This is a genomic window from Burkholderia humptydooensis (assembly GCF_001513745.1).
Lineage (GTDB): Bacteria > Pseudomonadota > Gammaproteobacteria > Burkholderiales > Burkholderiaceae > Burkholderia > Burkholderia humptydooensis.
In genome coordinates this window covers 2,988,788-3,009,999 of sequence record NZ_CP013380.1, presented here as the reverse complement: position 1 = coordinate 3,009,999, position 21,212 = coordinate 2,988,788, and the positions used below count along the sequence as shown (strand labels likewise).

Genomic DNA, 21,212 nt, shown 5'->3' with positions numbered 1-21,212 from the left:
GCGGCGAGCGCTTTTTTACAACGCCATTGCAAAATGCGACGGCGGCGGACGACGCGTGCCGCCGCGCGCGGATTGCGCCGCCGCCCCCCTGCCTGCATTTCGTTGAGCGAGTCGCGCCACGGCGTCGCGCGCGGCGCGCCGATCAGCCGCACATGATGGCCGCCATGTGGGCGCATCCGCCGACGGCGCGGTTCGTCGATTCGAATTCGACGAGCACGGCCATTGCGCTCCGGACGCAATGCGGCGAGCCGATCGCGCATGTCGACTCGCCGTGCATTCGCATCGTCGGAGCAACGAGCGTCAGCCGCATTCGGGCGAACGAGTTCGCGCGGTCGAATCCATGACCGCAGCGCGACCGAAGCCCAACTGAACCGCAACTGAAACACGACCGTCGTCGACGAACGCGGCGTGTCGAAAAATGCAGGCAATGCGTGCGTTCGATTCGTCTTTTGTCGATTAGTAGATCGCTTCTAGTGCGCGCTTTGACCACGGTTGGGTTTCGACATAGAACCTACACGAAAGCAGACAGTGAAGCGTCGCGACGGCCCGATGAGGAGACGCCGTGAAAAAATCGAAAGCGCTTTGGCGAACCGCGTTGCTGTTGGCGATGATCGGCGCAGCGGTTGCGGGATGGCGATACGTGTCGCCGTCACAGACGGCTGTAGCCCATCCCGTGCGATCCGACGCGACGCCCAACGAGCGCGGCGAACCGCCCGTGGATGCGGCGGACGAGACGCGAGCCGACGCCGGCCCCTCCGAGCGCAAGCTGGATCTCGTCGCACTGCGAAAGAGTCTCGCTGGCCGCGACGATGCGCAAGCGCAATTGCAGCGCATCGTCGCATTCGCCCGCTTTCGCGACCGGATCGCGGCATACGGCGAGGGCAGAAGCAGCATGCCGGCTGCGGAGCGGGCGCGGCTGGCCCGTCAGATTCTTGCCGAGCTGCCCGAGCACGTTGCGCGCAACGAAATTGTTCCCGTGCAGGCCGAGGCGCTCGGCGCCGCATTGCTTGCGGACGCGACGGCGGACCCCGAGACGCGCGGCGCGGCCATCCAGTCGATGCGGCAACAGTGGGACGCCTACGCCCGGCAGACGGTGGGGCCGTCGCCCGCACGCGATCCGCGTTATCTGGCCTACGCGCAGCAGAGCCGGGACATCGTCCGGCAGGTTCAGGCGAGCGTTCCCGATCCCGATCAGCAACAGGCCGTCATCGCGCAGCGCCTGCAGGCGCTGCGCGTTCAACTGTTCGACCAGACTTCCCGATCCGATACCCGTTGAGCGAGCCGCGACCGCATCGCCGCGAAAGTGCACGCGCGTCGTGGAAAACCGATCGATAGAGATAGAGATGGAGGAGAGCATGTCCGTACGCGAATGTGTCGAACGCCTGTGCGTCGCCGGCCTGCTGAGCGTAGCCGCCGTCGACGGGCAGGCTGCTGCTGCGATGCAGGACCCGTCGATTCCCTATTATTCGTGGTACGAAGTGACGCTGCCGGAAAGCAGCGGCGCGTCATGCGGCAACGGCACGCCGATGCGCTTCTATATCAACCGCGCGCAATCGGACAATCTGCTCTACATGATGGAGCCGGGCGGCGCATGCTGGGATCACGGCACCTGTACCGAAACCGCGACCGGCGCGCAGGCGGGGCTCGGCGCGTTCAATCCCGACGGCATCCCGCACAACTACGTGAACGGCACCGTGCAGCAGAGCCTGAAGTCGTTGTTTCTGTCGCCGCTGATGACGCGGATGGATCTCACGCATATCCTCGTCGGCGAGCCGAAGGTCGAGACGCAGGAATGGACGCAGGTGTTCGTTCCGTACTGTACGGGCGACATCCATATGGGCAGCGCGGTGCGCAGCTATGTGTCGCCGTCGGGCGACTGGCGGATTCAGCACTACAGTGGCCTGAAAAATGTCCGGGTGGTCGCGCAGTGGCTCGTCGACCACGGATTCGGCAAGCCGGGCCGGCTGCTCGTGTATGGAACGAGTGCGGGCGGCTACGGCACCCTCGGCAACTACGCGACGTTGCGCAGCACGTTGCAGCCGCAAATGCACAGCTCGCTGCTCGACGATGCGGGCACCGTCTTCAATACGCGCTTCGGCGCCGACCCGGCGACGTACCCGTCCGTCGGCCTGTACGACAAGGTGCGCGACGAATGGGGGATGACGGCGCCCGACGGCATGATCACGATCAACAGCCGGCTGACGCGCCACTTCGATCCGGGCAACATGGGCAGCGCGTATGCGGCGCTATCGGCGACCTATCCGCGCGACCGCTTCGGCTATACGACGTACCGGCGCGACAAGATCATCGCGGCCTATCATTACCGTCCTTTCGTGCCCGCGGTGATCGCGGCGCCGGACGACGCGACGAAGGACGAACTGTCGCTCGCGATGTTCGACCGCGAACTGAGCAATCTGAAGCAGGTGCTGAATCCGCTGCCGAACTTCGGCTATTTCATCCCGTGGGCGCGCGACGATTTCATGGGCAACCATCAGGTGACGGCGGTCAGCTTCACGGGATCGGGCATCCACGAGAACGGCATCGACGCGGACGTCGGCACGTTCGTCGCCGATCTGCTCAATCAGCAGGACCCGGCGGACGTGCCCGTCATGAAGGCATACCGTACCGAGCAATGGTCGGACTTCACGTTCTCGACCTTTCTTGCGTGGATCGACAGCATCTTCAACCTGACCGGCGAGGCAGGGCCGATTTCCGGACATCGGTCCTGAACGGACGGGGCGGCGCGAATTCATCCGGATTCGCGAGCGTCGTTCGTTGCCGAAGCCTGACGAAGCCTGACGGCGGTCCGCAGACCGCCGATTCTTTTCAGGAGTCTTGCGGGCGCGTCATGCCTTCCCCGGGCAGGAACCAGTTCATCACGAGCGCGCAGATGCCGCCCGTCGCGACGCCCGATTCGAGCACGTTCCTGAGCGCGTGCGGCAGGTTCGTCAGGATCTCCGGCACCTGGGACACGCCGAGCCCGAGGGCGAGCGAGACGGCGATGATCAGCAGCGCGCGGCGGTCGAGCCGGATGCCGGCGAGGATGTTGATGCCGGACGCGGCCACCGCGCCGAACATCACCATCGCCGCGCCGCCCAGCACGGGCTCGGGCACCGCTTGCAGGACGCCCGCGACGACGGGGAACAGGCCGAGCAGCACGAGCATGCCCGCGATCCAGATGCCGACATGGCGGCTCGCGATGCCGGTGAGCTGGATCACGCCGTTGTTCTGCGCGAAGACGGAGCTCGGGAACGTATTGAAGACGCCGGCGAGCAGCGAGTTCGCGCCGTTGACGAGCACGCCGCCCCTGATGCGGCGCATCCACTGCGGCCCCTCGACGGGCTGCCGGGAGATCTTGCTCGTGGCCGTGACGTCGCCGATCGCTTCCAGCGACGTGACGAGATAGATGATCAGCATCGGCACGAAGAGCGGCCACGAGAACGCGAGGCCGAAGTGCAGCGGCGTGGGGATCTGGAACAGCGCGGCTTCGCGCGCGCCGGTGAAGTCGAGACGGCCCATCGCGGCGGCCGCGAGATAGCCGAGCGCGAGCGCGATGACGAGCGCGGTGCTGCGCACCCAGACGATGGGCACGCGGTTCAGCGCGATGATGGTGCCGAGCACGAGGCCCGACAGCGTCAGGTTTTCGGCGCTGCCGAAGCTGCCCTTGGCGATCGCGCCATAGCCGCCGCCCATGCTGACGAGGCCGACCTTGATGAGTGTGAGGCCGATCAGCAGCACCACGATGCCGGTGACGAGCGGAGTGATGAGGCGCTTGACGAAGGGCAGGATGCGCGACACGGCCATTTCGACGAACGAGCCGGCGATGACGACGCCGAAGATCGCGGCCATCACGGTTTCGACCGGCGTGCCCTGCTTGACCATCAGGCTGCCGCCCGCGATGAGCGGGCCGACGAAGTTGAAGCTCGTGCCCTGGACGATCAGCAGGCCGGCGCCGAGCGGGCCGAAGCGCTTGCACTGGACGAAGGTCGCGAAGCCGGAGATGACGAGCGACATCGACACGATCAGCGTGGTGTCGCGGCTCGCGACGCCGAGCGCCTGGCAGATCAGCAGACCGGGCGTGACGATCGGCACGAGGATGGCGAGCAGGTGCTGCAAGGCGGCGACGAAGGCGACCGTCGGCGCGGGGCGGTCGTCGGGGCCGTAGACGAGATCGTGGGCGGATTCGGCGCCGTCGGTGCCTTGGGAAGCGGGTGGGGCGAGGGGGGCGGGTTGCATCGCGAAAGGGCCGGTCCGGGTGGAAAGGCGGGATTTTAACGGAAGCGACGGCGGCGGCTGGCCGGTTGAGGCTGTCCGGCTGTTCGTTTGCCTGCGAGCGCGGCCGGCGATCGTCAATCGGCTGCCAGTCGCGAATAGAGCGCAAAGTCGCCCGGTGTGCCTCGCACCATGCGATAGGAACGCAGCAGGCCTTCGTATCGATAGCCGCAAGCGACGAGCACGCGCGCCGATCGCGCGTTGCTCGTCAATACCGTTCCTTGCACGCGGACGAAGCCGCAGTGCTCGAACGACCACGCGGTGACGCACGCGCATGCGGCGCGCGCGATGCCTTTTCCCCAATGCGAAGGCGCGAGATCGTAGGCGATCTCGGCGGTACGGTTCGTCGCTGAAATCGTGTGAAAGCCGATCGTGCCGATCAATTCGCGCGTGCCGTCGTCGACGATCGCGAGACGCCGATTCGATTCGGCCGAAGTGGATTCGTCATCGTCGAATAGCGGCAGCAGGTCTTCACGGGCGCGCAGGTTCCAGCTCGTGTGCTCGACGACGTGCGGCAGTTTCAGGTACGCATACCACGCGTGCGTGTCGGCGCGTTCGAGTGGGCGAAGCGAGACGCCCGGATAGTTCAGATGCGGCGCGTGGTCGATTCTCATGCGGAACCCTGGCGGTCGAGCGGGCGTCGCGGCGCGATGGTTTTCGCATCGTTCGACGCTGCGGGAAAGCCGGTCAATGCCGGCGGGCGGCGGGCGGATCGATGCGCGGCCGCCCGGATCGTCGGCCGCTCGAGCGCCGCCGGACGAATCTACATCAAGACGATGTCGTACTGTCTCGGGGTTGATGAAAATTCAGTTTGGAGCGCGAGACGGGATGATACAGGGTAAGTCGGCGTTTGCGATTCTGGTAATCTCGGCCTCATTCAAACAACACCGAGGGCCGTATGGCGGACAATCGCTATTCGTACAACGGGCATACTAATCTTCAACCAGTCGACTTGTTCTTCTGGGTCGCCGTCGACGAGACGCAAAAGCGTCTCGGGTTCTACGATCTCGCCGCCGCCTCGGCTACGCTACTCGGTCAGGCCGATGTGCCAGTGCCGGGGAAATTCGCCAACGCGACCAAAGGCACGTCGGTTATATCGATCGCTGCCCGGAAGCTGCTGCCGTTCGAACTGAAAAGGCGCTTGCCGATGATCATGACGGTAGGTGTGCAGGGTGTGCGCATCGCGTTCACGAAGAACCTTGGCGCTTGGGTCGGCCGGACTATTCCTGTAGTCGGAGAGGTGTTTCTGGCCACGGACGCGGCGATGATCATGTTCAACACCGTGCGCATGTATAACGCCGTCGCCGAACCGGAAGATAGGGTGTTCTGACCATGCCGACCGATACATGGGAAAAGTTGGCCGCGTTTACGCGCGAGGAACTGGGGCGGCCGCTGTTCGGCGGCGAACTGCGACTTGAACCGTCGTCGCGCCTTGAGCAGGACCTAGGCGTGACCGGCACGGATGCGGTCGAGTATATCGACAAGTGGGCAGAGGCGTTTGGTGTCCAGGCCGAAGGATTCCCGTATGACCGTTATTTCGGCCCGGAGGGACAGGAACTGTTGACGTCGTTTCTCGCCCTCTTTTCCAAGCGGTTTCGTAAGCCGTCACGAGTGCCGCTGACGCTCGGCATGTTGGAAGAGGCAATGCGCCTTGGTCGATGGGAGACGGATGCAATCGAGCGCGTGGCTCAGTACCGGGCACCGCACCGCGATTAGATCCACCGGTTCATGGCGTGCCAGCCCGCACCGCCTTGCCGATAGCTTTGCGCTTTACGAGTATCGCCCCTGAGGCAGGCGCTCAAGCTCGGCGAGACCGGGCCTGGCTGGCCAAAACCTTGATTATCGAGGCGTGAAGATAGTAAGGGGGATGATGCGGGGTGATATAGGGTGAACCCTACATCAAAACAATGTCGTACTGCTCCTGGCTCAGGTTCGACTCGACCTGCAACGACACCGGCTTGCCGATGAAGTCGATCAGCATCGCGAGATGCTGCGATTCCTCGTCGAGAAAGAGGTCGATCACCTGCTGCGATCCGATCACGCGAAACTCGCGCGGGTTGAATTGCCGCGACTCGCGCAGGATCTCGCGCAGGATGTCGTAGCACACGGTGCGCGACGTCTTCACCTGGCCTTTGCCCTGGCACGTCGGGCACGGCTCGCATAGCACGTGCGCGAGCGATTCGCGCGTGCGCTTCCTCGTCATCTCGACGAGCCCCAGTTGCGAGAAGCTGTTCACCGTCACGCGCGTGCGGTCGCGCGCGAGCGCCTTCTTCAGCTCGGCGAGCACCGCGTCGCGATGCTCGGCGTTCTCCATGTCGATGAAGTCGATGATGATGATCCCGCCGAGATTGCGCAGCCGCAACTGCCGCGCGATCGTGTGCGCCGCCTCGAGGTTCGTCTTGAAGATCGTGTCGTCGAAGTTGCGCGCGCCGACGTAGCCGCCCGTGTTCACGTCGATCGTCGTCATCGCCTCGGTCTGGTCGATCATCAGGTAGCCACCTGACTTCAGATCGACGCGCCGCGACAGCGCGCGCTGGATTTCGGCCTCGATGTTGTACAGGTCGAAGAGCGGCCGCTCGCCGGTGTAGTGGTGCAGCTTCGGGCTCACAGCCGGCGTGAACTCGGCCGCGAAATCGACGAGCCGCTGGTGCGTCTCGCGCGAATCGACCTGGATGCGCGTCGTGTCGTCGTTCGCGAAGTCGCGCAGCACGCGCTGCGCGAGGTCGAGATCCTGATACAGCAGGCTCGTCGGCGGCAGCCGCTGGCCCTGCCCGACGATCGTCGCCCACGTCTTGCGCAGATACGCGACGTCGCCGGCGAGCTCGTCGGAGCTCGCGTCCTCGGCGATCGTGCGCACGATGTAGCCGCCTTTCTCGTCGGCCGGGATCACCGCGGTCAGCCGCGCGCGCACGGCCTCGCGCTCGGCCTCGCTCTCGATCTTCTGCGAGATGCCGATGTGCGGCTCCTGCGGCAGGTAGACGAGCGTGCGCCCCGCGATGCTGATCTGCGTCGACAGCCGCGCGCCCTTCGTGCCGATCGGGTCCTTGATCACCTGGACCATCAGCGTCTGGCCCTCGAACACGATCTTCTCGATCGGGTGGTGCGCCGCGGCGGCGGGCGCGTCGCCCGCGCGCGGCTGCCAGATGTCGGCGACGTGCAGGAATGCCGCGCGCTCGAGCCCGATGTCGATGAACGCCGACTGCATGCCGGGCAAAACGCGCACGACCTTGCCGAGATAGATGTTGCCGACGCGTCCGCGCGACAGCGTGCGCTCGACGTGAAGCTCCTGCACCGCGCCTTGTTGGACGAGCGCGACCCGCGTTTCCTGCGGCGTGATGTTGATCAGGATCTCTTCGTTCATGGTGCGATTCAGAAGGCGACGTGCGCCGCGCGCAGCAGCGCCGCGGTCTCAAAAAGGGGCAGACCCATGATACCTGAATGGGAGCCATCGATTTGCTCGACGAATTCCGCGGCGCGCCCCTGGATCGCGTACGCGCCCGCCTTGCCGAACGGCTCGCCGGTTTCGACGTAGCGTGCGAGCGCGTCGCGCGTCGCGGGGCCGAAGCGGACTTCCGAGCGCGACAGCGCGGGCGGCATCAGCTCGCCTGTCGCATCGATCACGGCGAGCGCCGTCAGCACGTCATGCGTGCGGCCGGCGAGGCGCGCGAGCATCGCGAGCGCGTCGGCGGCGTCGGCGGGCTTGCCGAGGATCGCGCCGTCGATCGTCACCGTCGTGTCGGCGACGAGCACGGGCGCGGCCGGCTTGCCGCTCGCGATGAGCCTCGCGCGCGCCGCTTCCGCCTTCGCGACGCACACGCGCAGCACGTAATGGTCGGGCGCTTCGCCCGGCAGCACGGCCTCGAGCGCTTCGGCATCCTCATCGGGCGCGGGCGCGAGCAGTTCGTAGCGCACGCCGAGCTGGTCGAGCAGTTCGCGGCGCCGGGGGCTTTGCGAGGCGAGGTAGACGAACGGGTAGGACGGGGCGGCGGCGCGGTCGGGCATCTTCTCGGTAGTCTCGATGAGCGCGTGCGCGGCGCGTCGGGACGACGGCCGCTACGCGCGATGGTAGGGGTGATTCTGCGTGATGCTCCACGCGCGGTAAAGCTGCTCGGCGAGCAGCACGCGGACCATGCCGTGCGGCAGCGTGAGGCTCGACACGCGCAGCAGCAGATCGGCGCGCGATTTCAGCTCCGGATCGAGCCCGTCGGCGCCGCCGATCACGAACGCGACGTCGCGTCCGTCCTGCTGCCACGCGGGCAACGCCTGCGCGAGCTGCATCGTGGTCCAGTCGCGGCCGCGCTCGTCGAGCGCGACGACGCGCGCGTTTTTCGGCAGCGCGGCCTCGATCCGCTGCTTCTCGGCGGCCATCACGCTGTCGGCCGTGCGCGAGCCCGAGCGCAGCTCGGGCTTCACCTCGCGCAGCTCGATCCGCAGCTCGGGCGGCATCCGCTTCGCATATTCGTCGAAGCCGGTTGCGATCCAGCCGGGCATCTTGTGGCCGACCGCGACGATGTGCAGTTTCATGACGGCGAACGCAATGAGAGCGACAACAAGGAAAGCGGCAACAAGGAAAGCGACAAAACGGCGCGCGGCGGCGCGCTCAGCGGCGGCGCGCGGCCGTCGTCTTGCGGGCCGGGCGGGCTGCGGTAGGGGCCGTGTGGGCCTCGTCTTCGTCCGGCTCGTCCTCGTCGGCGCCGTCAGCCGCGCGCGCGCCGCGCGCGTTCGCCGCCGGGCCGCCGAGCTTCATCCGCACCGGCTTGTCGCCCCAGATCTCCTCGAGGTTGTAGTACTGGCGCAGCGCCGGCTGCAGGATGTGGACGACTGCGTCGCCGCAATCGACGAGTACCCATTCGCCCGTGTCCTCGCCCTCGGAGCTGACGACGTCGCCGCCGGCTTCCTTGACCTTGTCGCGCACGTTCGACGCGAGCGCCTTCGTTTGCCGGTTCGACGTGCCGGACGCGACGATCACGCGATCGAACAGCTCGGTCAGGTGGCTCGTGTTGAACACTTTGATGTCTTGCGCCTTGACGTCTTCGAGAGCGTCGACGATCACGCGCTGGAGTTTGCGGATATCCATGGAATCAGGGATGGTAGAGACGATGTTGGAGAATATAGGCCCACACGGCGGCGGGCACGTGCTCGGCCGACGCGTCGGGCGCCTGCGCGCGTCGCGCGATGCAGGCGCGCAGGTGCGCGCGGATGTCGGTCGCGGCGACGTCGAGCGCGAGCGTCGTGTCGATCAGAAGGCGCCCGGCGGGCGTCGCCTGCAGCACGTCCGCGCTCGCCTGCCGGCTCGCGATCTCGGCCGCGACGGCGGGCGACGCCGCCGCGAAATCGAAGCCAGGCCGGGTCGCCGCGCAGACGTGCGCGTAATCGAAGAGGTGTTGCCAGTCGCGCCAGGTGTCGAGGCGCACGAGTTGATCCGCGCCGATCAGGAGCGACAGCGACGCGTCCGCGCCGATCCGCTCGCGCCAGCGCGCGAGCGTCTCGATGGTGTAGGTCGGGCCGGCGTGCTCGATCTCGTCGGTCGCGACGCTGACGGTCACGCCCGGCAGCGCGAGCGCGCCCGCCGCCGCGCGGGTCATCGCGAGCCGGTGCTCGGCCGCCGATACGTCCTGCTTCTGATACGGCTGGCCGGCCGGCATCAGCACGAGCTCGGTCAGGCGCAGCACGTCCGCGAAGCGGCGCGCGAGCGCGAGATGACCGTCGTGGATCGGGTCGAACGTGCCGCCGAGGATGCCGATGCGGCGCGCCAGCGCGGGCGGGCCCGCATGGTCGGAATTCGGCGCGTGTCCTGGCGGGGCGGCGGCTCGGCCGGTGACGGAACGGCTCATGCCCAGTCGCGCGGCACGAGGAAATCGCTGTAGAGGCGCGCTTCCGGCGTGCCCGGGTCCGGGCGCCAGTCGTAGCGCCAGCCCGCCGTCGGCGGCATCGACAGCAGGATCGACTCGGTGCGGCCGCCGCTTTGCAGCCCGAACAGCGTGCCGCGGTCGAACACCAGGTTGAATTCGACGTAGCGGCCGCGCCGGTACGCCTGGAACGCGCGCTCGCGCTCGCCGTACGGCGTGTCGCGGCGGCGCTCGACGATCGGCAGGTACGACGGCAGGAACGCGTCGCCGACGCTCTGCAGCATTTCAAACGAACGTTCGAAGCCGAGCGCCGAGAAGTCGTCGAAGAAGATGCCGCCGACGCCGCGCGCTTCGTTGCGGTGCTTCAGAAAGAAATAGTCGTCGCACCACTGCTTGAAGCGCGGGTACAGCTCGGCGCCGAACGGATCGAGCGCCGCGCGGCACGTGCGATGGAAGTGCCGGGCGTCCTCTTCGAAGCCGTAAATCGGCGTCAGATCCATGCCGCCGCCGAACCAGAACACGGGCGCCTCGCCCGGCTTCGTCGCGATCAGCATCCGCACGTTCATGTGGACGGTCGGGCAGTACGGATTGCGCGGGTGCAGCACGAGCGACACGCCGAGCGCCTCGAAGCCGCGCCCCGCGAGCTGCGGGCGCGACGCGCTCGCCGACGGCGGCAGCGCGTCGCCCGCGACGTCGGAAAAGCCGATGCCCGCGCGCTCGAAGAAGCCGCCTTCCTCGACAATGCGCGTGCAGCCGCCGCCGCGCAGCCGCTCGTCGGGGCCGCGCCGCCACGTGTCGGCCAAAAGCGGCGTGCCGTCGAAGGCGCCGAGCGCGTCGGCGATGCGCGTCTGCAGCCCTTGCAGGTAGGCGCGTACTCGGTTGACGTCGTAAGTCGAATCGGTCATCGATGTGGGGCGGCATCCGGGGGACGGACGCCGTCGAAAAATGCTTCTGCCGGGCATTCTAGCGAACCCCGGCAGAGGAGGGGGCGCGCCGCCCGAAAGCCGGCGCGCGAGGAGCGGCGGCGGGCGCGCGTCAGACCGTCTTGCGGCTGAGCGCGCGGTAGCCGATGTCGCGGCGATACTGCATGCCCTCGAAGTTGATCTGGTTGATCGTCTCGTACGCGGCCTGCTGCGCGCCGCGCACCGAATCCGCGAGGCCGACGACGCACAGCACGCGGCCGCCCGACGTGACGAGCTTGTCGCCGTCGAACGTCGTGCCCGCGTGGAACGTCACCGAGTGCGCGGTTTCGGCCGGGATGCCGTTGATCCGGTCGCCCTTCCTCGGCGCATCCGGGTAGCCGTGCGCGGCGAGCACGACGCCGAGCGCGGTGCGGCGGTCCCAGTCGAGCTCGACCGTGTCGAGCGTGCCCGCGATCGCCTGCTCGACGACCTTCGAGAAATCGCTCTTCAGGCGCGCCATGATCGGCTGCGTCTCGGGGTCGCCCATCCGGCAGTTGAATTCCAGCGTGCGCGGATTGCCTTCCTTGTCGATCATCAGGCCCGCGTACAGGAAGCCCGTGAAGCGGATGCCGTCCTTCTCCATCCCGCGCACGGTCGGCATGATGATCTCGCGCATCACGCGCGCATGCATCTGCGGCGTGACGATCGGCGCGGGCGAGTACGCGCCCATGCCGCCCGTGTTCGGGCCGCGGTCCCCGTCGAGCAGGCGCTTGTGATCCTGGCTCGACGCGAGCGCGAGCGCGTGCTTGCCGTCGACCATCACGATGAAGCTCGCTTCCTCGCCGTCGAGGAATTCCTCGATCACGACGCGCGCACCGGCGTCGCCGAGCTTGTTGCCGGACAGCATCATGTCGACGGCCGCGTGCGCTTCGTCCAGCGTCATCGCGACGACGACGCCCTTGCCCGCGGCGAGGCCGTCGGCCTTCACGACGATCGGCGCGCCCTTCGAATCGAGGTACGCGTGCGCGGCGGCCGCGTCGGTGAACGTTTCGTAGTCGGCGGTCGGAATGCCGTGGCGCTTCATGAACGCCTTCGCGAAATCCTTCGAGCTCTCGAGCTGCGCCGCTTCCCTCGTCGGGCCGAAGATCTTCAGGCCGCGCGCGCGGAAATGATTGACGATGCCCGCCGCGAGCGGCGCTTCCGGGCCGACGAGCGTGAACGCGACGCCTTCGGATTCGGCGAAATCGGCCAGGTCGTCGGGCGAGCTCAGATCGACGTTCTTCAGGCGCTCGTCCTGCGCGGTGCCGCCGTTGCCGGGGGCAACGTAGACGAGCTGGACGCGCGGCGACTGGGCGAGCTTCCAGGCGAGCGCATGTTCGCGGCCGCCGGAGCCGACGACGAGTAGTTTCATGGGATTCCCCGCAGACTAGAAAATAGGGCGGCCGGCGCGCGCGAGGCGGGCCGGCCGCGAGAAACGGCCGCGGCCGCCGTCTTTCGCGCGAAAGGGCGGCTGCGCAACGCTCATTCCTCGATGACGACGGCGTTCGTGTAGACCTCCTGCACGTCGTCGAGATTCTCGAGCGCGTCCAGGAGCTTTTGCATCTTCACCGCCTCTTCGCCGGTGAACTCGATCTCGTTCTGCGGCTTCATCGTGACTTCGGCGAGTTCGGCCTTGAAGCCGGCGGCTTCGAGCGCGTCCTTCACCTTCGAGAATTCCTGCCAGTCGCACAGCACTTCGATCGAGCCGTCGTCGTTCGTGCTCACGTCGTTCGCGCCCGCCTCGAGCGCCGCTTCCATCAGCGCGTCTTCCGACGTGCCCGGCGCGAACAGGAACTGGCCGACGTGATCGAACATGAACGCGACCGAGCCGTCTGTGCCCATGTTGCCGCCGAACTTCGAGAACGCGTGGCGCACTTCGGCGACCGTGCGGGTGCGGTTGTCGGTCAGCGTGTCGACGATGATCGCCGCGCCGCCGATGCCGTAGCCTTCGTAGCGGATCTCTTCGTAGTTCGCGCCGTCCGCGCCGCCGACGCCGCGGTCGATCGCGCGCTTCACGTTGTCCTTCGGCATGTTCGCGTCGGCCGCCTTGTCGACCGCGAGACGCAGGCGCGGGTTCGAGTTCGCGTCGCCGCCGCCGAGACGCGCGGCCACCTGGATTTCCTTGATGAGGCGCGTCCAGATCTTGCCGCGCTTCGCATCGGCTGCCGCTTTCTTATGCTTGATGTTGGCCCATTTCGAATGACCAGCCATACCTTTCTCCGTGCGCCCGCGCGCATCCCGCGCCGGCGTCTAGCAATGTGTCTGTCGTTGAGTCCGGCGGCCGCGTGAGCGGGCGAGTGCCGCTTGGGCCGCGCGTTGTCGAGTGGAACGAGATTTTATCACGCGGCGATGCGCCGAACGGCGGCCGGACGACGCCCGGCGCGCGGCCGCCGACTTGCCCGCGACTCGCCCACGACTCGCCCACGACTCGCCCACGACTCGCCGCGCGCCGGGGCAAGGCCGCGCGCGAGGGCGGCGGGGCGCGGTATGCGAGCGCTTCGGTCGCCGGTTTCGCTCGTCAGTTCTTCGTGCCGAACAGGCGGTCGCCCGCGTCTCCCAGGCCCGGGACGATGTACGCGTGGTCGTCGAGGTGCGAATCGAGCGACGCGACATAGAGCTTCACGTCCGGGTGCGCGTCCTGGAACACCTGCACGCCTTCGGGCGCGGCGACGAGCGCGAGGAACATGATCCGCTCGCCCGGCACGCCGCGGCGCTTGAGCACGTCGATCGCATGCGCGGCCGAGTAGCCCGTGGCGACCATCGGGTCGCACAGGATGAAGATCCGGTCCTCGAGATCGGGCAGCCGCACCAGGTATTCGACCGGGCGGTGGTCGTCGGCGCGGTACACGCCGATGTGGCCGACGCGCGCCGATGGAATCAGCTCGAGCAGGCCGTCCGACATCCCGACGCCCGCGCGCAGCACGGGCACGATCGCGAGCTTCTTGCCCGCGATCACGGGCGCGTCGACCTCGACGAGCGGGGTTTCGACCCGCTTCGTCGTGATCGGCAGGTTGCGGGTGATCTCGTAGCCCATCAGCAGCGTGATCTCGCGCAGCAGCTCGCGGAACGTGCGCGTCGACGTGTCCTTGTCGCGCATGTGCGTGAGTTTGTGCTGGATCAGCGGGTGGTCGAGGATGAAGAGATTCGGGAAACGGCGGTCCTGTTTCATGGAGGCGGCGGCTCAAAGGATTCTGGGACGGCGGGCGTGCCGGGGCGGCAGGCTGCGCGCGCAACAGCCGCAAGTTTACCGAAGATGGGCGCGCGCGATCCGGATATTATCGGCGTTTCGACGCGCGCTTCGGGCGCGCGTTCGGCCGCAGGCGGTTCGGCCGCGCGCGTGTGGCGTCGCGCGCCCCGCCGGCGACGGTTTTCATCACGCAGGCATCGACAAGGGACACGCTTCATGGATCTGGGAATCGCAGGACGGACCGCGCTCGTGTGCGCGGCCAGCAAGGGGCTCGGGCGCGGCTGCGCGCAGGCGCTCGCCGCCGAGGGCGCGCGGCTCGTGATCGTCGCGCGCACGCGCGAAACGCTCGAGGCCGCCGCAGCCGACATTCGCGCGAAGACGGGCGCCGACGTGACGGCCGTCGCCTGCGACATCACGACGCCCGACGGCCGCGCGGCCGCGCTCGCCGCGTGCCCGCAGCCGGACATTCTCGTAACGAACGCGGGCGGCCCGCCGCCGGGCGACTTCCGCGATTTCTCGCACGACGACTGGATTCGCGCGCTCGAGGCGAACATGCTGACGCCGATCGAGCTGATTCGCGCGACTGTCGACGGGATGATCGCGCGCCGCTTCGGGCGCATCGTCAACATCACGAGCTCGGCCGTGAAGGCGCCGATCGACGTGCTCGCGCTGTCGAACGGCGCGCGCTCGGGGCTCACGGGCTTTGTCGCGGGGCTCGCGCGCAAGGTCGCCGAGCACGGCGTGACGATCAACAACCTGCTGCCGGGCCTCTTCGACACCGACCGGATCGCGACGACGCTTGCCGCTGCGGCGAACGCGCAAGGCGCGACCGTCGACGAGCTGCGCGCGCGGCGCGCGAGGGAAATTCCGGCGAAGCGCCTCGGCACGCCCGACGAGTTCGGCGCGGCGTGCGCGTTCCTGTGCAGCGTCCATGCGGGCTACATCACCGGGCAGAACTGGCTGCTCGACGGCGGCGCGTATCCCGGCACGTTTTGAAACCGATTTGAGCCCGTCACCGGGAGCCCGTAAAGTAGCGGGGCGGCGCGCTCGCGTCGATTGATCAGCAGAAAAGGATGCACAGATGAGCACACCCCGCATTGCGCTGATCGCGCACGATGCGAAGAAGGACGAAATCGTCGCGCTCGCGGGCGCGTACCGGGCTGCGCTCGCGCAATGCCGGCTCGTCGCGACGGGCACGACGGGCGGGCGGATCGCGCAGGCGCACGGGCTCGACGTCGAGCGCAAGCTGTCGGGGCCGCTCGGCGGCGACCTGCAGATTGGCGCGGAGCTCGCCGACGGGCGCGTCGACATCGTGATCTTCCTGCGCGACCCGATGACCGCGCAGCCGCACGATCCGGACATCACCGCGCTCGTGCGCGCCTGCGACGTGCACGACGTGCCGGTCGCGACGAACGTCGCCACCGCGCGCGTGCTGCTCGACGATCTGGTGCGCCGGCTTGCCGCGAGCGCGTGAGCGTGGCCCGCCGCTTTCTTCCTGTTTCCTTGCCGCTTCCGCGCACGGTCGAAGCCGCTCCCTGCAAGAGTTCCCCCAACGCGCGACAATCGTGCGTCGCGACGCCCGCGCATCGCCTGGGCGCGCGAGCCGAATCCGAACTCAACGCGCATCGCAACCAGGAGAAGCCAGCATGCCGAAGGCAATTCGTTACGACCAGCCGGGCGGCCCGGAGGTCATGAAATGGGTCGACGTCGATGTCGGCGCGCCGCAGCCGGGCGAAGTCCGCATCAAGCAGCACGCGGTCGGTCTGAACTACATCGACGTCTATTTCCGCACCGGCCTCTACCCGCAGCCGCTGCCGGGCGGTCTCGGCATGGAGGCGGCGGGCGAAGTCGCCGAAGTCGGCGACGGCGTGACGACGCTCAAGCCCGGCGACCGCGTCGCGTACGTCGCGCAGCCGCCGGGCGCGTATGCGCAGGAGCGCGTGCTGGCCGCCGCGAAGCTCGTGAAGATGCCGGACGCCATCGGCTACGAAGACGCGGCGTCGGTGATGCTGCAGGGCCTGACCGCGCAGTATCTGCTGCGCCGCACGTACGAGGTCAAGCCGGGCGACACGATCCTGATCCACGCGGCGGCGGGCGGCGTCGGCCTCCTTGTCTGCCAGTGGGCGAAGGCGCTCGGCGCGACGGTGATCGGCACGGTCGGCTCCGACGAGAAGGCCGCGCTCGCGAAGGCGCACGGCTGCGACCACCCGATCGTCTACACGCGCGAGAACTTCACCGAGCGCGTGAAGGCGATCACGAACGGCGCGGGCGTGCCGGTCGTCTACGACTCGATCGGCAAGGACACGTACATCGGCTCGCTCGACTGCCTCGCGCCGCTCGGCCTGTTCGTCAGCTTCGGCAACGCGTCCGGGCCGCTGCCGCCGATCGACTCGAAGGAATTCTCGTCGCGCGGCTCGCTGTTCTTCACGCGGCCGACGCTGTTCTCGTACATCGCGAAGCGCGAGGATCTCGATCGCAACGCGGCCGAACTGTTCGACGTGCTCACGTCCGGGCGCGTGAAGGCGAGCATCCAGCAGCGCTATGCGCTCGAGAACGTCGCGCAGGCGCATCGCGATCTCGAGGCGCGGCGCACCACGGGCTCGACGATCCTGCTGCCCTGACCACAGGCGGCGCGCGGGCGCGCCCGCGACCCGGGCCCGCGCGCCGCGGCTCTCCCGTATTTACGCGTTTTTTACATCCCTCCACGAACCTTTGACCCGCCCTTTACACGCAATCCTCTAACGTTTCACCGGTCCGATCTGGGACACGGAGAAACAAAAATGGATGCGGTTTACATAGGCGGTCTGGCGCTTTTCACGGGGTTGATACTCGCGCTGATCGCCGGTTGCGAGAAGCTTGCGCAATACGGTCGCGGGGGGCGTTCATGAGCTGGATGTTGTGGTTGGCGGGGGCGTCGACGTTCCTGCTGTTCGCGTATCTCGTCTACGCGCTGTTGCGCGCGGAGGACATCGAATGAACGCGAACAACCTGTTGCAGACGGCGATCTTCATCGTCGTCCTGATCGCGGCGGCGGTGCCGGTTTCGCGCTATCTGACGCGCGTGATGGACGGCTCGTCGGCCGTCGTGCGCGTGTTCGGCCCTCTCGAGCGCGTGCTCTACCGGATCGCGGGCGTCGATCCGCGCACCGAGATGAGCTGGAAGCAGTACGCGCTCGCGACGATCGCGTTCAACGCGCTCGGCGTGCTGTTCCTCTACGCGCTGTTGCGCGTGCAGGGCCTGCTGCCCGGCAATCCGCAAGGCTTCGGCCCGATGACGGTCGACGGCGCGTTCAACACCGCCGTGTCGTTCGTGACGAACACGAACTGGCAGGACTACACGCCCGAGCAGACCGTCAGCTATCTCACGCAGATGCTCGGCCTGACCGTGCAGAACTTCCTGTCGGCGGCGACGGGCATCGTCGTCGTGATCGCGCTGATCCGCGGCTTCGCGCGCCACACCGCGCAAACGATCGGCAACTTCTGGGTCGACGTGACGCGCGTGACGCTGTACGTGCTCGTGCCGATGGCCGCGATCATCGCCGCGCTGCTGATGAGCCAGGGCGTGATCCAGAACATGAAGGCGTACCGGGACGTGCCGACGCTGCAGGCGACGACCTACGCGGCGCCGAAGCTCGACGCGCAGGGCAATCCGCTCAAGGACGCGCAGGGCAACCCGGTGACGGTGACGACGCCCGTGAAGTCGCAGACGCTCGCGATGGGCCCGGTCGCCTCTCAGGAAGCGATCAAGATGCTCGGCACGAACGGCGGCGGCTTCTTCAACGGCAATTCCGCGCATCCGTACGAGAACCCGACGCCGTTCTCGAACTTCCTCGAGATCTTCTCGATCCTGATCATTCCGGCCGCGCTTTGCCTCGTGTTCGGCAACGTGATCGGCGACCGCCGGCAGGGCGTCGCGGTGCTCGCCGCGATGACGGTCGCGCTCGCGGTGGCGATCGGCATCGAGACGAGCGCCGAGCAGGGCGGCACGCCCGTGCTCGCATCGCTGAACGTCGATCAGACGGCGAGCGCGCTGCAGGCGGGCGGCAACATGGAAGGCAAGGAAACGCGCTTCGGCATCGCGCAGACGGGCATCTTCGTCGTCGCGACGACGGCCGCGTCGTGCGGCGCCGTGAACGCGATGCACGATTCGCTCACGCCCATCGGCGGCCTCGTGCCGATGCTGCTGATGCAACTGGGCGAAGTGATCTTCGGCGGCGTCGGCTCCGGTCTCTACGGGATGCTCGTGTTCGCGCTCCTCGCGGTGTTCGTCGCGGGCCTGATGATCGGCCGCACGCCCGAGTACGTCGGCAAGAAGATCGAGTCGTACGAGATGAAGATGGTGTCGATCGTCGTGCTGCTCACGCCGTTGCTCGTGCTCGTCGGCACGTCGATCGCCGTGCTCGCCGACGCAGGCCGCGCGGGCATCGCGAACCCCGGCCCGCACGGCTTCTCGGAGATCCTGTATGCGTTCAGCTCGGCCGCGAACAACAACGGCAGCGCGTTCGCGGGGCTTTCGGTGAACACGCCGTTCTACAACTGGATGACGGCGATCGCGATGTGGTTCGGCCGCTTCGGCACGATCGTGCCGGTGCTCGCGATCGCGGGCTCGCTCGCCGCGAAAAAGCGCATCGCCGCGACGAGCGGCACGCTGCCGACGCACGGCCCGCTCTTCGTCGTGCTGCTGCTCGGCACGGTGCTGCTCGTCGGCGCGCTCACGTACGTGCCGGCGCTCGCGCTCGGCCCGGGCGTCGAACACCTGATGCTGTTCGTCGGCGCGCATTGAACACGCATACGACACGAGAGGACTCGCGCAAAGCCACTGGACTGGCGATGCGCATCTGAGGATTGCAATGACTCAACATTCCGCTACGCGATCGATGTTCGACCCGGTGCTCGTGCGCCCGGCGATCGTCGATTCGTTCAAGAAACTCACGCCGCGCACGCAGTTGCGCAACCCGGTGATGTTCTGCGTGTACGTCGGCAGCATCCTGACGACGATCCTCTGGATCGCCGCGCTGATGGGGCAGGCCGAGGCGCCCGCGGGCTTCATTCTCGCGGTCGCGCTGTGGCTGTGGTTCACGGTGCTGTTCGCGAACTTCGCCGAGGCGCTCGCCGAGGGCCGCTCGAAGGCGCAGGCCGCGTCGCTTCGCAGCGCGAAGAAGGACGTGATGGCCAAGAAGCTCAACGAGCCGCATCCGAAGTCGCCCGTGCGCATCATGACGGCGTCGGACCTGCGCCGCGGCGACGTCGTGCTTATCGAGGCGGGCGACACGATTCCCGCCGACGGCGAGGTGATCGAAGGCGTCGCGTCGGTCGACGAATCGGCGATCACCGGCGAATCGGCGCCCGTGATCCGCGAATCGGGCGGCGACTTCTCGTCGGTGACGGGCGGCACGCGCGTGCTGTCCGACTGGATTGTCGCCAGGGTGACGGCGAACCCCGGCGAGGCGTTCCTCGACCGGATGATCGCGATGGTCGAAGGCGCGAAGCGCAAGAAGACGCCCAACGAGATCGCGCTCACGATCCTGCTCGTCGCGCTGACGATCGTGATGCTGCTCGCCACCGCGACGCTGCTGCCGTTCTCGATGTTCTCGGTCGACGCGATGAAGGCGGGCCACGTCGTGACGATCACCGCGCTCGTCGCGCTGCTCGTGTGCCTGATCCCGACGACGATCGGCGGCCTGCTGTCCGCGATCGGCGTCGCGGGCATGAGCCGGATGATGCAGGCGAACGTGATCGCGACGTCGGGCCGCGCGGTGGAAGCGGCGGGCGACGTCGACGTGCTGCTGCTCGACAAGACGGGCACGATCACGCTCGGCAACCGGCAGGCGTCGGCGTTCCTGCCCGCGCCCGACGTGACGGAGGTGATGCTCGCCGACGCCGCGCAACTGTCGTCGCTCGCCGACGAGACGCCGGAAGGCCGCAGCATCGTCGTGCTCGCGAAGGAGCGCTTCAACATTCGCCAGCGCGACATGGGCGCGCTGCACGCGGTGTTCCTGTCGTTCTCCGCGCAGACGCGCATGAGCGGCGTCGACCTGTCCCCCACGGGGACTTCCGCCGGGGCGCCGGACCGTGAAATCAGGAAGGGCGCGGCCGATGCGGTGAAGAAGTACGTCGAGAGCCACGGCGGACGCTTCCCGGCCGAGGTGTCGAGCGCGGTGACGGACGTCGCGCGCCGCGGCAGCACGCCGCTCGTCGTCGCCGAGAAGCGGGGCGAGGCCGCGCGCGTGCTCGGCGTGATCGAGCTGAAGGACATCGTGAAGGGCGGCATCAAGGAGCGCTTCGCGGAGCTGCGCAAGATGGGCATCAAGACCGTGATGGTGACGGGCGACAACCGGCTCACCGCCGCGGCGATCGCGGCGGAAGCGGGCGTCGACGATTTCCTCGCGGAAGCGACGCCCGAGACGAAGCTCTCGACGATCCGCGAGCACCAGGCGGCGGGCCGGCTCGTCGCGATGACGGGCGACGGCACGAACGACGCGCCGGCGCTCGCGCAGGCCGACGTCGCCGTCGCGATGAACACCGGTACGCAGGCCGCGAAGGAAGCGGGCAACATGGTCGACCTCGACTCGAATCCGACCAAGCTGATCGAGATCGTCGAGATCGGCAAGCAGATGCTGATGACGCGCGGCTCGCTCACGACGTTCTCGATCGCGAACGACATCGCGAAATACTTCGCGATCATCCCGGCAGCGTTCGCGACCACGTATCCGCAACTGAACGCGCTGAACGTGATGCGTCTCGCAACGCCCGCGTCGGCGATCATGTCGGCCGTGATCTTCAACGCGCTGATCATCGTGCTGCTGATTCCGCTTGCGCTGAAGGGCGTGAAGTACCGTCCGCTCGGCGCCGCGGCGCTGCTGCGCCGCAATCTGTTCGTCTACGGGCTGGGCGGGATTCTCGTGCCGTTCGTCGGCATCAAGCTGATCGACGTGGTGCTCGCCGCGCTCGGCTGGGTTTAAAG

Annotated in this window: 21 protein-coding genes; 10 read left to right on the top strand and 11 right to left on the bottom strand. The window is 67.6% G+C overall.

Features of this window, described 5'->3' with window-relative positions:
• Positions 1-562: 562 nt before the first annotated feature.
• Complete coding sequence (plcR, locus tag AQ610_RS13425) at positions 563-1,276, top strand: phospholipase C accessory protein PlcR (RefSeq protein WP_043282099.1); 714 nt, start codon at positions 563-565, stop codon at positions 1,274-1,276.
• Positions 1,277-1,355: 79 nt separating this feature from the next.
• Positions 1,356-2,729 (top strand): pectin acetylesterase-family hydrolase, encoded by a 1,374-nt coding sequence (locus tag AQ610_RS13420; protein WP_043282189.1) that lies wholly within the window; start codon positions 1,356-1,358, stop codon positions 2,727-2,729.
• 97 nt (positions 2,730-2,826) lie between these two features.
• Here AQ610_RS13420 and AQ610_RS13415 read toward each other — a convergent pair whose 3' ends face one another.
• On the bottom strand, positions 2,827-4,236 hold the full coding sequence (locus AQ610_RS13415; protein ID WP_009911738.1) for a nucleobase:cation symporter-2 family protein: 1,410 nt from the start codon (positions 4,234-4,236) through the stop codon (positions 2,827-2,829).
• Between the two features lie 113 nt (positions 4,237-4,349).
• Positions 4,350-4,886 (bottom strand): GNAT family N-acetyltransferase, encoded by a 537-nt coding sequence (locus tag AQ610_RS13410; RefSeq protein WP_006025048.1) that lies wholly within the window; start codon positions 4,884-4,886, stop codon positions 4,350-4,352.
• A 284-nt stretch (positions 4,887-5,170) separates the two neighbouring features.
• On the opposite strand from AQ610_RS13410, the gene AQ610_RS13405 reads away from it, so the two are divergent.
• Both AQ610_RS13405 and AQ610_RS13400 read left to right on the top strand, forming a co-directional pair.
• Positions 5,171-5,602, top strand: coding sequence for an STM2901 family protein (locus AQ610_RS13405; protein ID WP_006025049.1), 432 nt, complete (start codon positions 5,171-5,173; stop codon positions 5,600-5,602).
• A gap of 2 nt (positions 5,603-5,604) precedes the next feature.
• Positions 5,605-5,988 (top strand): DUF1493 family protein, encoded by a 384-nt coding sequence (locus AQ610_RS13400; protein WP_006025050.1) that lies wholly within the window; start codon positions 5,605-5,607, stop codon positions 5,986-5,988.
• 178 nt (positions 5,989-6,166) lie between these two features.
• Here the strand turns inward: AQ610_RS13400 and rng are convergent, their stop codons facing one another.
• The 9 genes from rng to upp form a co-directional block, all read right to left on the bottom strand.
• Entirely contained in the window at positions 6,167-7,633 is a 1,467-nt protein-coding gene (rng, locus tag AQ610_RS13395; protein ID WP_006025051.1) for a ribonuclease G, read from the bottom strand.
• Between the two features lie 8 nt (positions 7,634-7,641).
• Positions 7,642-8,274, bottom strand: coding sequence for a Maf family protein (locus tag AQ610_RS13390; RefSeq protein ID WP_006025052.1), 633 nt, complete (start codon positions 8,272-8,274; stop codon positions 7,642-7,644).
• 51 nt (positions 8,275-8,325) lie between these two features.
• Positions 8,326-8,796 carry a 23S rRNA (pseudouridine(1915)-N(3))-methyltransferase RlmH gene (rlmH, locus tag AQ610_RS13385; RefSeq protein ID WP_006025053.1) on the bottom strand — a complete coding sequence of 157 codons (471 nt, stop codon included), beginning with the start codon at positions 8,794-8,796 and terminating at the stop codon, positions 8,326-8,328.
• 76 nt (positions 8,797-8,872) lie between these two features.
• The gene (gene rsfS / locus AQ610_RS13380) at positions 8,873-9,349 is read right to left on the bottom strand and encodes a ribosome silencing factor (RefSeq protein WP_006025054.1); all 477 of its coding nucleotides are present in this window, start codon (positions 9,347-9,349) and stop codon (positions 8,873-8,875) included.
• Positions 9,350-9,353: 4 nt separating this feature from the next.
• Positions 9,354-10,106, bottom strand: coding sequence for a nicotinate-nucleotide adenylyltransferase (locus tag AQ610_RS13375; RefSeq protein ID WP_006025055.1), 753 nt, complete (start codon positions 10,104-10,106; stop codon positions 9,354-9,356).
• Positions 10,103-11,026, bottom strand: a complete 924-nt coding sequence (gene hemF, locus AQ610_RS13370; protein WP_006025056.1) for an oxygen-dependent coproporphyrinogen oxidase — start codon at positions 11,024-11,026, stop codon at positions 10,103-10,105. Before hemF ends, AQ610_RS13375 begins: the two co-directional genes overlap by 4 nt.
• A gap of 130 nt (positions 11,027-11,156) precedes the next feature.
• Complete coding sequence (purD, locus tag AQ610_RS13365) at positions 11,157-12,434, bottom strand: phosphoribosylamine--glycine ligase (protein WP_006025057.1); 1,278 nt, start codon at positions 12,432-12,434, stop codon at positions 11,157-11,159.
• 110 nt (positions 12,435-12,544) lie between these two features.
• Entirely contained in the window at positions 12,545-13,273 is a 729-nt protein-coding gene (locus tag AQ610_RS13360; protein WP_006025058.1) for a YebC/PmpR family DNA-binding transcriptional regulator, read from the bottom strand.
• 307 nt (positions 13,274-13,580) lie between these two features.
• Positions 13,581-14,231, bottom strand: a complete 651-nt coding sequence (gene upp, locus AQ610_RS13355) for a uracil phosphoribosyltransferase (RefSeq protein WP_006025059.1) — start codon at positions 14,229-14,231, stop codon at positions 13,581-13,583.
• 234 nt (positions 14,232-14,465) lie between these two features.
• On the opposite strand from upp, the gene AQ610_RS13350 reads away from it, so the two are divergent.
• The 6 genes from AQ610_RS13350 (at position 14,466) to kdpB (ending at position 21,210) form a co-directional block, all read left to right on the top strand.
• Complete coding sequence (locus AQ610_RS13350) at positions 14,466-15,245, top strand: SDR family oxidoreductase (RefSeq protein ID WP_009911741.1); 780 nt, start codon at positions 14,466-14,468, stop codon at positions 15,243-15,245.
• A gap of 85 nt (positions 15,246-15,330) precedes the next feature.
• On the top strand, positions 15,331-15,723 hold the full coding sequence (locus AQ610_RS13345) for a methylglyoxal synthase (RefSeq protein ID WP_006025061.1): 393 nt from the start codon (positions 15,331-15,333) through the stop codon (positions 15,721-15,723).
• 172 nt (positions 15,724-15,895) lie between these two features.
• Positions 15,896-16,870, top strand: a complete 975-nt coding sequence (locus AQ610_RS13340; RefSeq protein ID WP_006025062.1) for a quinone oxidoreductase family protein — start codon at positions 15,896-15,898, stop codon at positions 16,868-16,870.
• A gap of 263 nt (positions 16,871-17,133) precedes the next feature.
• Positions 17,134-17,226, top strand: coding sequence for a K(+)-transporting ATPase subunit F (kdpF, locus tag AQ610_RS13330; RefSeq protein WP_004550719.1), 93 nt, complete (start codon positions 17,134-17,136; stop codon positions 17,224-17,226).
• Complete coding sequence (gene kdpA, locus AQ610_RS13325) at positions 17,223-19,031, top strand: potassium-transporting ATPase subunit KdpA (protein WP_006025063.1); 1,809 nt, start codon at positions 17,223-17,225, stop codon at positions 19,029-19,031. Before kdpF ends, kdpA begins: the two co-directional genes overlap by 4 nt.
• Positions 19,032-19,098: 67 nt before the next feature.
• Positions 19,099-21,210 (top strand): potassium-transporting ATPase subunit KdpB, encoded by a 2,112-nt coding sequence (gene kdpB, locus AQ610_RS13320; protein ID WP_043282102.1) that lies wholly within the window; start codon positions 19,099-19,101, stop codon positions 21,208-21,210.
• The last annotated feature ends 2 nt before the right edge of the window (positions 21,211-21,212 follow it).

Bases quoted from the DNA above. Each gene is read 5' to 3' on its own strand.
- upp (WP_006025059.1), bottom strand. From the start codon at position 14,231: ATGAAACAGGACCGCCGTTTCCCGAATCTCTTCATCCTCGACCACCCG.
- AQ610_RS13410 (WP_006025048.1), bottom strand. From the start codon at position 4,886: ATGAGAATCGACCACGCGCCGCATCTGAACTATCCGGGCGTCTCGCTT.
- rsfS (WP_006025054.1), bottom strand. From the start codon at position 9,349: ATGGATATCCGCAAACTCCAGCGCGTGATCGTCGACGCTCTCGAAGAC.
- AQ610_RS13360 (WP_006025058.1), bottom strand. From the start codon at position 13,273: ATGGCTGGTCATTCGAAATGGGCCAACATCAAGCATAAGAAAGCGGCA.
- kdpA (WP_006025063.1), top strand. From the start codon at position 17,223: ATGAACGCGAACAACCTGTTGCAGACGGCGATCTTCATCGTCGTCCTG.
- AQ610_RS13375 (WP_006025055.1), bottom strand. From the start codon at position 10,106: ATGAGCCGTTCCGTCACCGGCCGAGCCGCCGCCCCGCCAGGACACGCG.
- AQ610_RS13420 (WP_043282189.1), top strand. From the start codon at position 1,356: ATGTCCGTACGCGAATGTGTCGAACGCCTGTGCGTCGCCGGCCTGCTG.
- AQ610_RS13415 (WP_009911738.1), bottom strand. From the start codon at position 4,236: ATGCAACCCGCCCCCCTCGCCCCACCCGCTTCCCAAGGCACCGACGGC.
- AQ610_RS13400 (WP_006025050.1), top strand. From the start codon at position 5,605: ATGCCGACCGATACATGGGAAAAGTTGGCCGCGTTTACGCGCGAGGAA.
- kdpF (WP_004550719.1), top strand. From the start codon at position 17,134: ATGAGCTGGATGTTGTGGTTGGCGGGGGCGTCGACGTTCCTGCTGTTC.
- AQ610_RS13390 (WP_006025052.1), bottom strand. From the start codon at position 8,274: ATGCCCGACCGCGCCGCCGCCCCGTCCTACCCGTTCGTCTACCTCGCC.
- hemF (WP_006025056.1), bottom strand. From the start codon at position 11,026: ATGACCGATTCGACTTACGACGTCAACCGAGTACGCGCCTACCTGCAA.
- AQ610_RS13345 (WP_006025061.1), top strand. From the start codon at position 15,331: ATGAGCACACCCCGCATTGCGCTGATCGCGCACGATGCGAAGAAGGAC.
- rlmH (WP_006025053.1), bottom strand. From the start codon at position 8,796: ATGAAACTGCACATCGTCGCGGTCGGCCACAAGATGCCCGGCTGGATC.
- kdpB (WP_043282102.1), top strand. From the start codon at position 19,099: ATGACTCAACATTCCGCTACGCGATCGATGTTCGACCCGGTGCTCGTG.
- rng (WP_006025051.1), bottom strand. From the start codon at position 7,633: ATGAACGAAGAGATCCTGATCAACATCACGCCGCAGGAAACGCGGGTC.
- purD (WP_006025057.1), bottom strand. From the start codon at position 12,434: ATGAAACTACTCGTCGTCGGCTCCGGCGGCCGCGAACATGCGCTCGCC.
- AQ610_RS13340 (WP_006025062.1), top strand. From the start codon at position 15,896: ATGCCGAAGGCAATTCGTTACGACCAGCCGGGCGGCCCGGAGGTCATG.
- AQ610_RS13405 (WP_006025049.1), top strand. From the start codon at position 5,171: ATGGCGGACAATCGCTATTCGTACAACGGGCATACTAATCTTCAACCA.
- AQ610_RS13350 (WP_009911741.1), top strand. From the start codon at position 14,466: ATGGATCTGGGAATCGCAGGACGGACCGCGCTCGTGTGCGCGGCCAGC.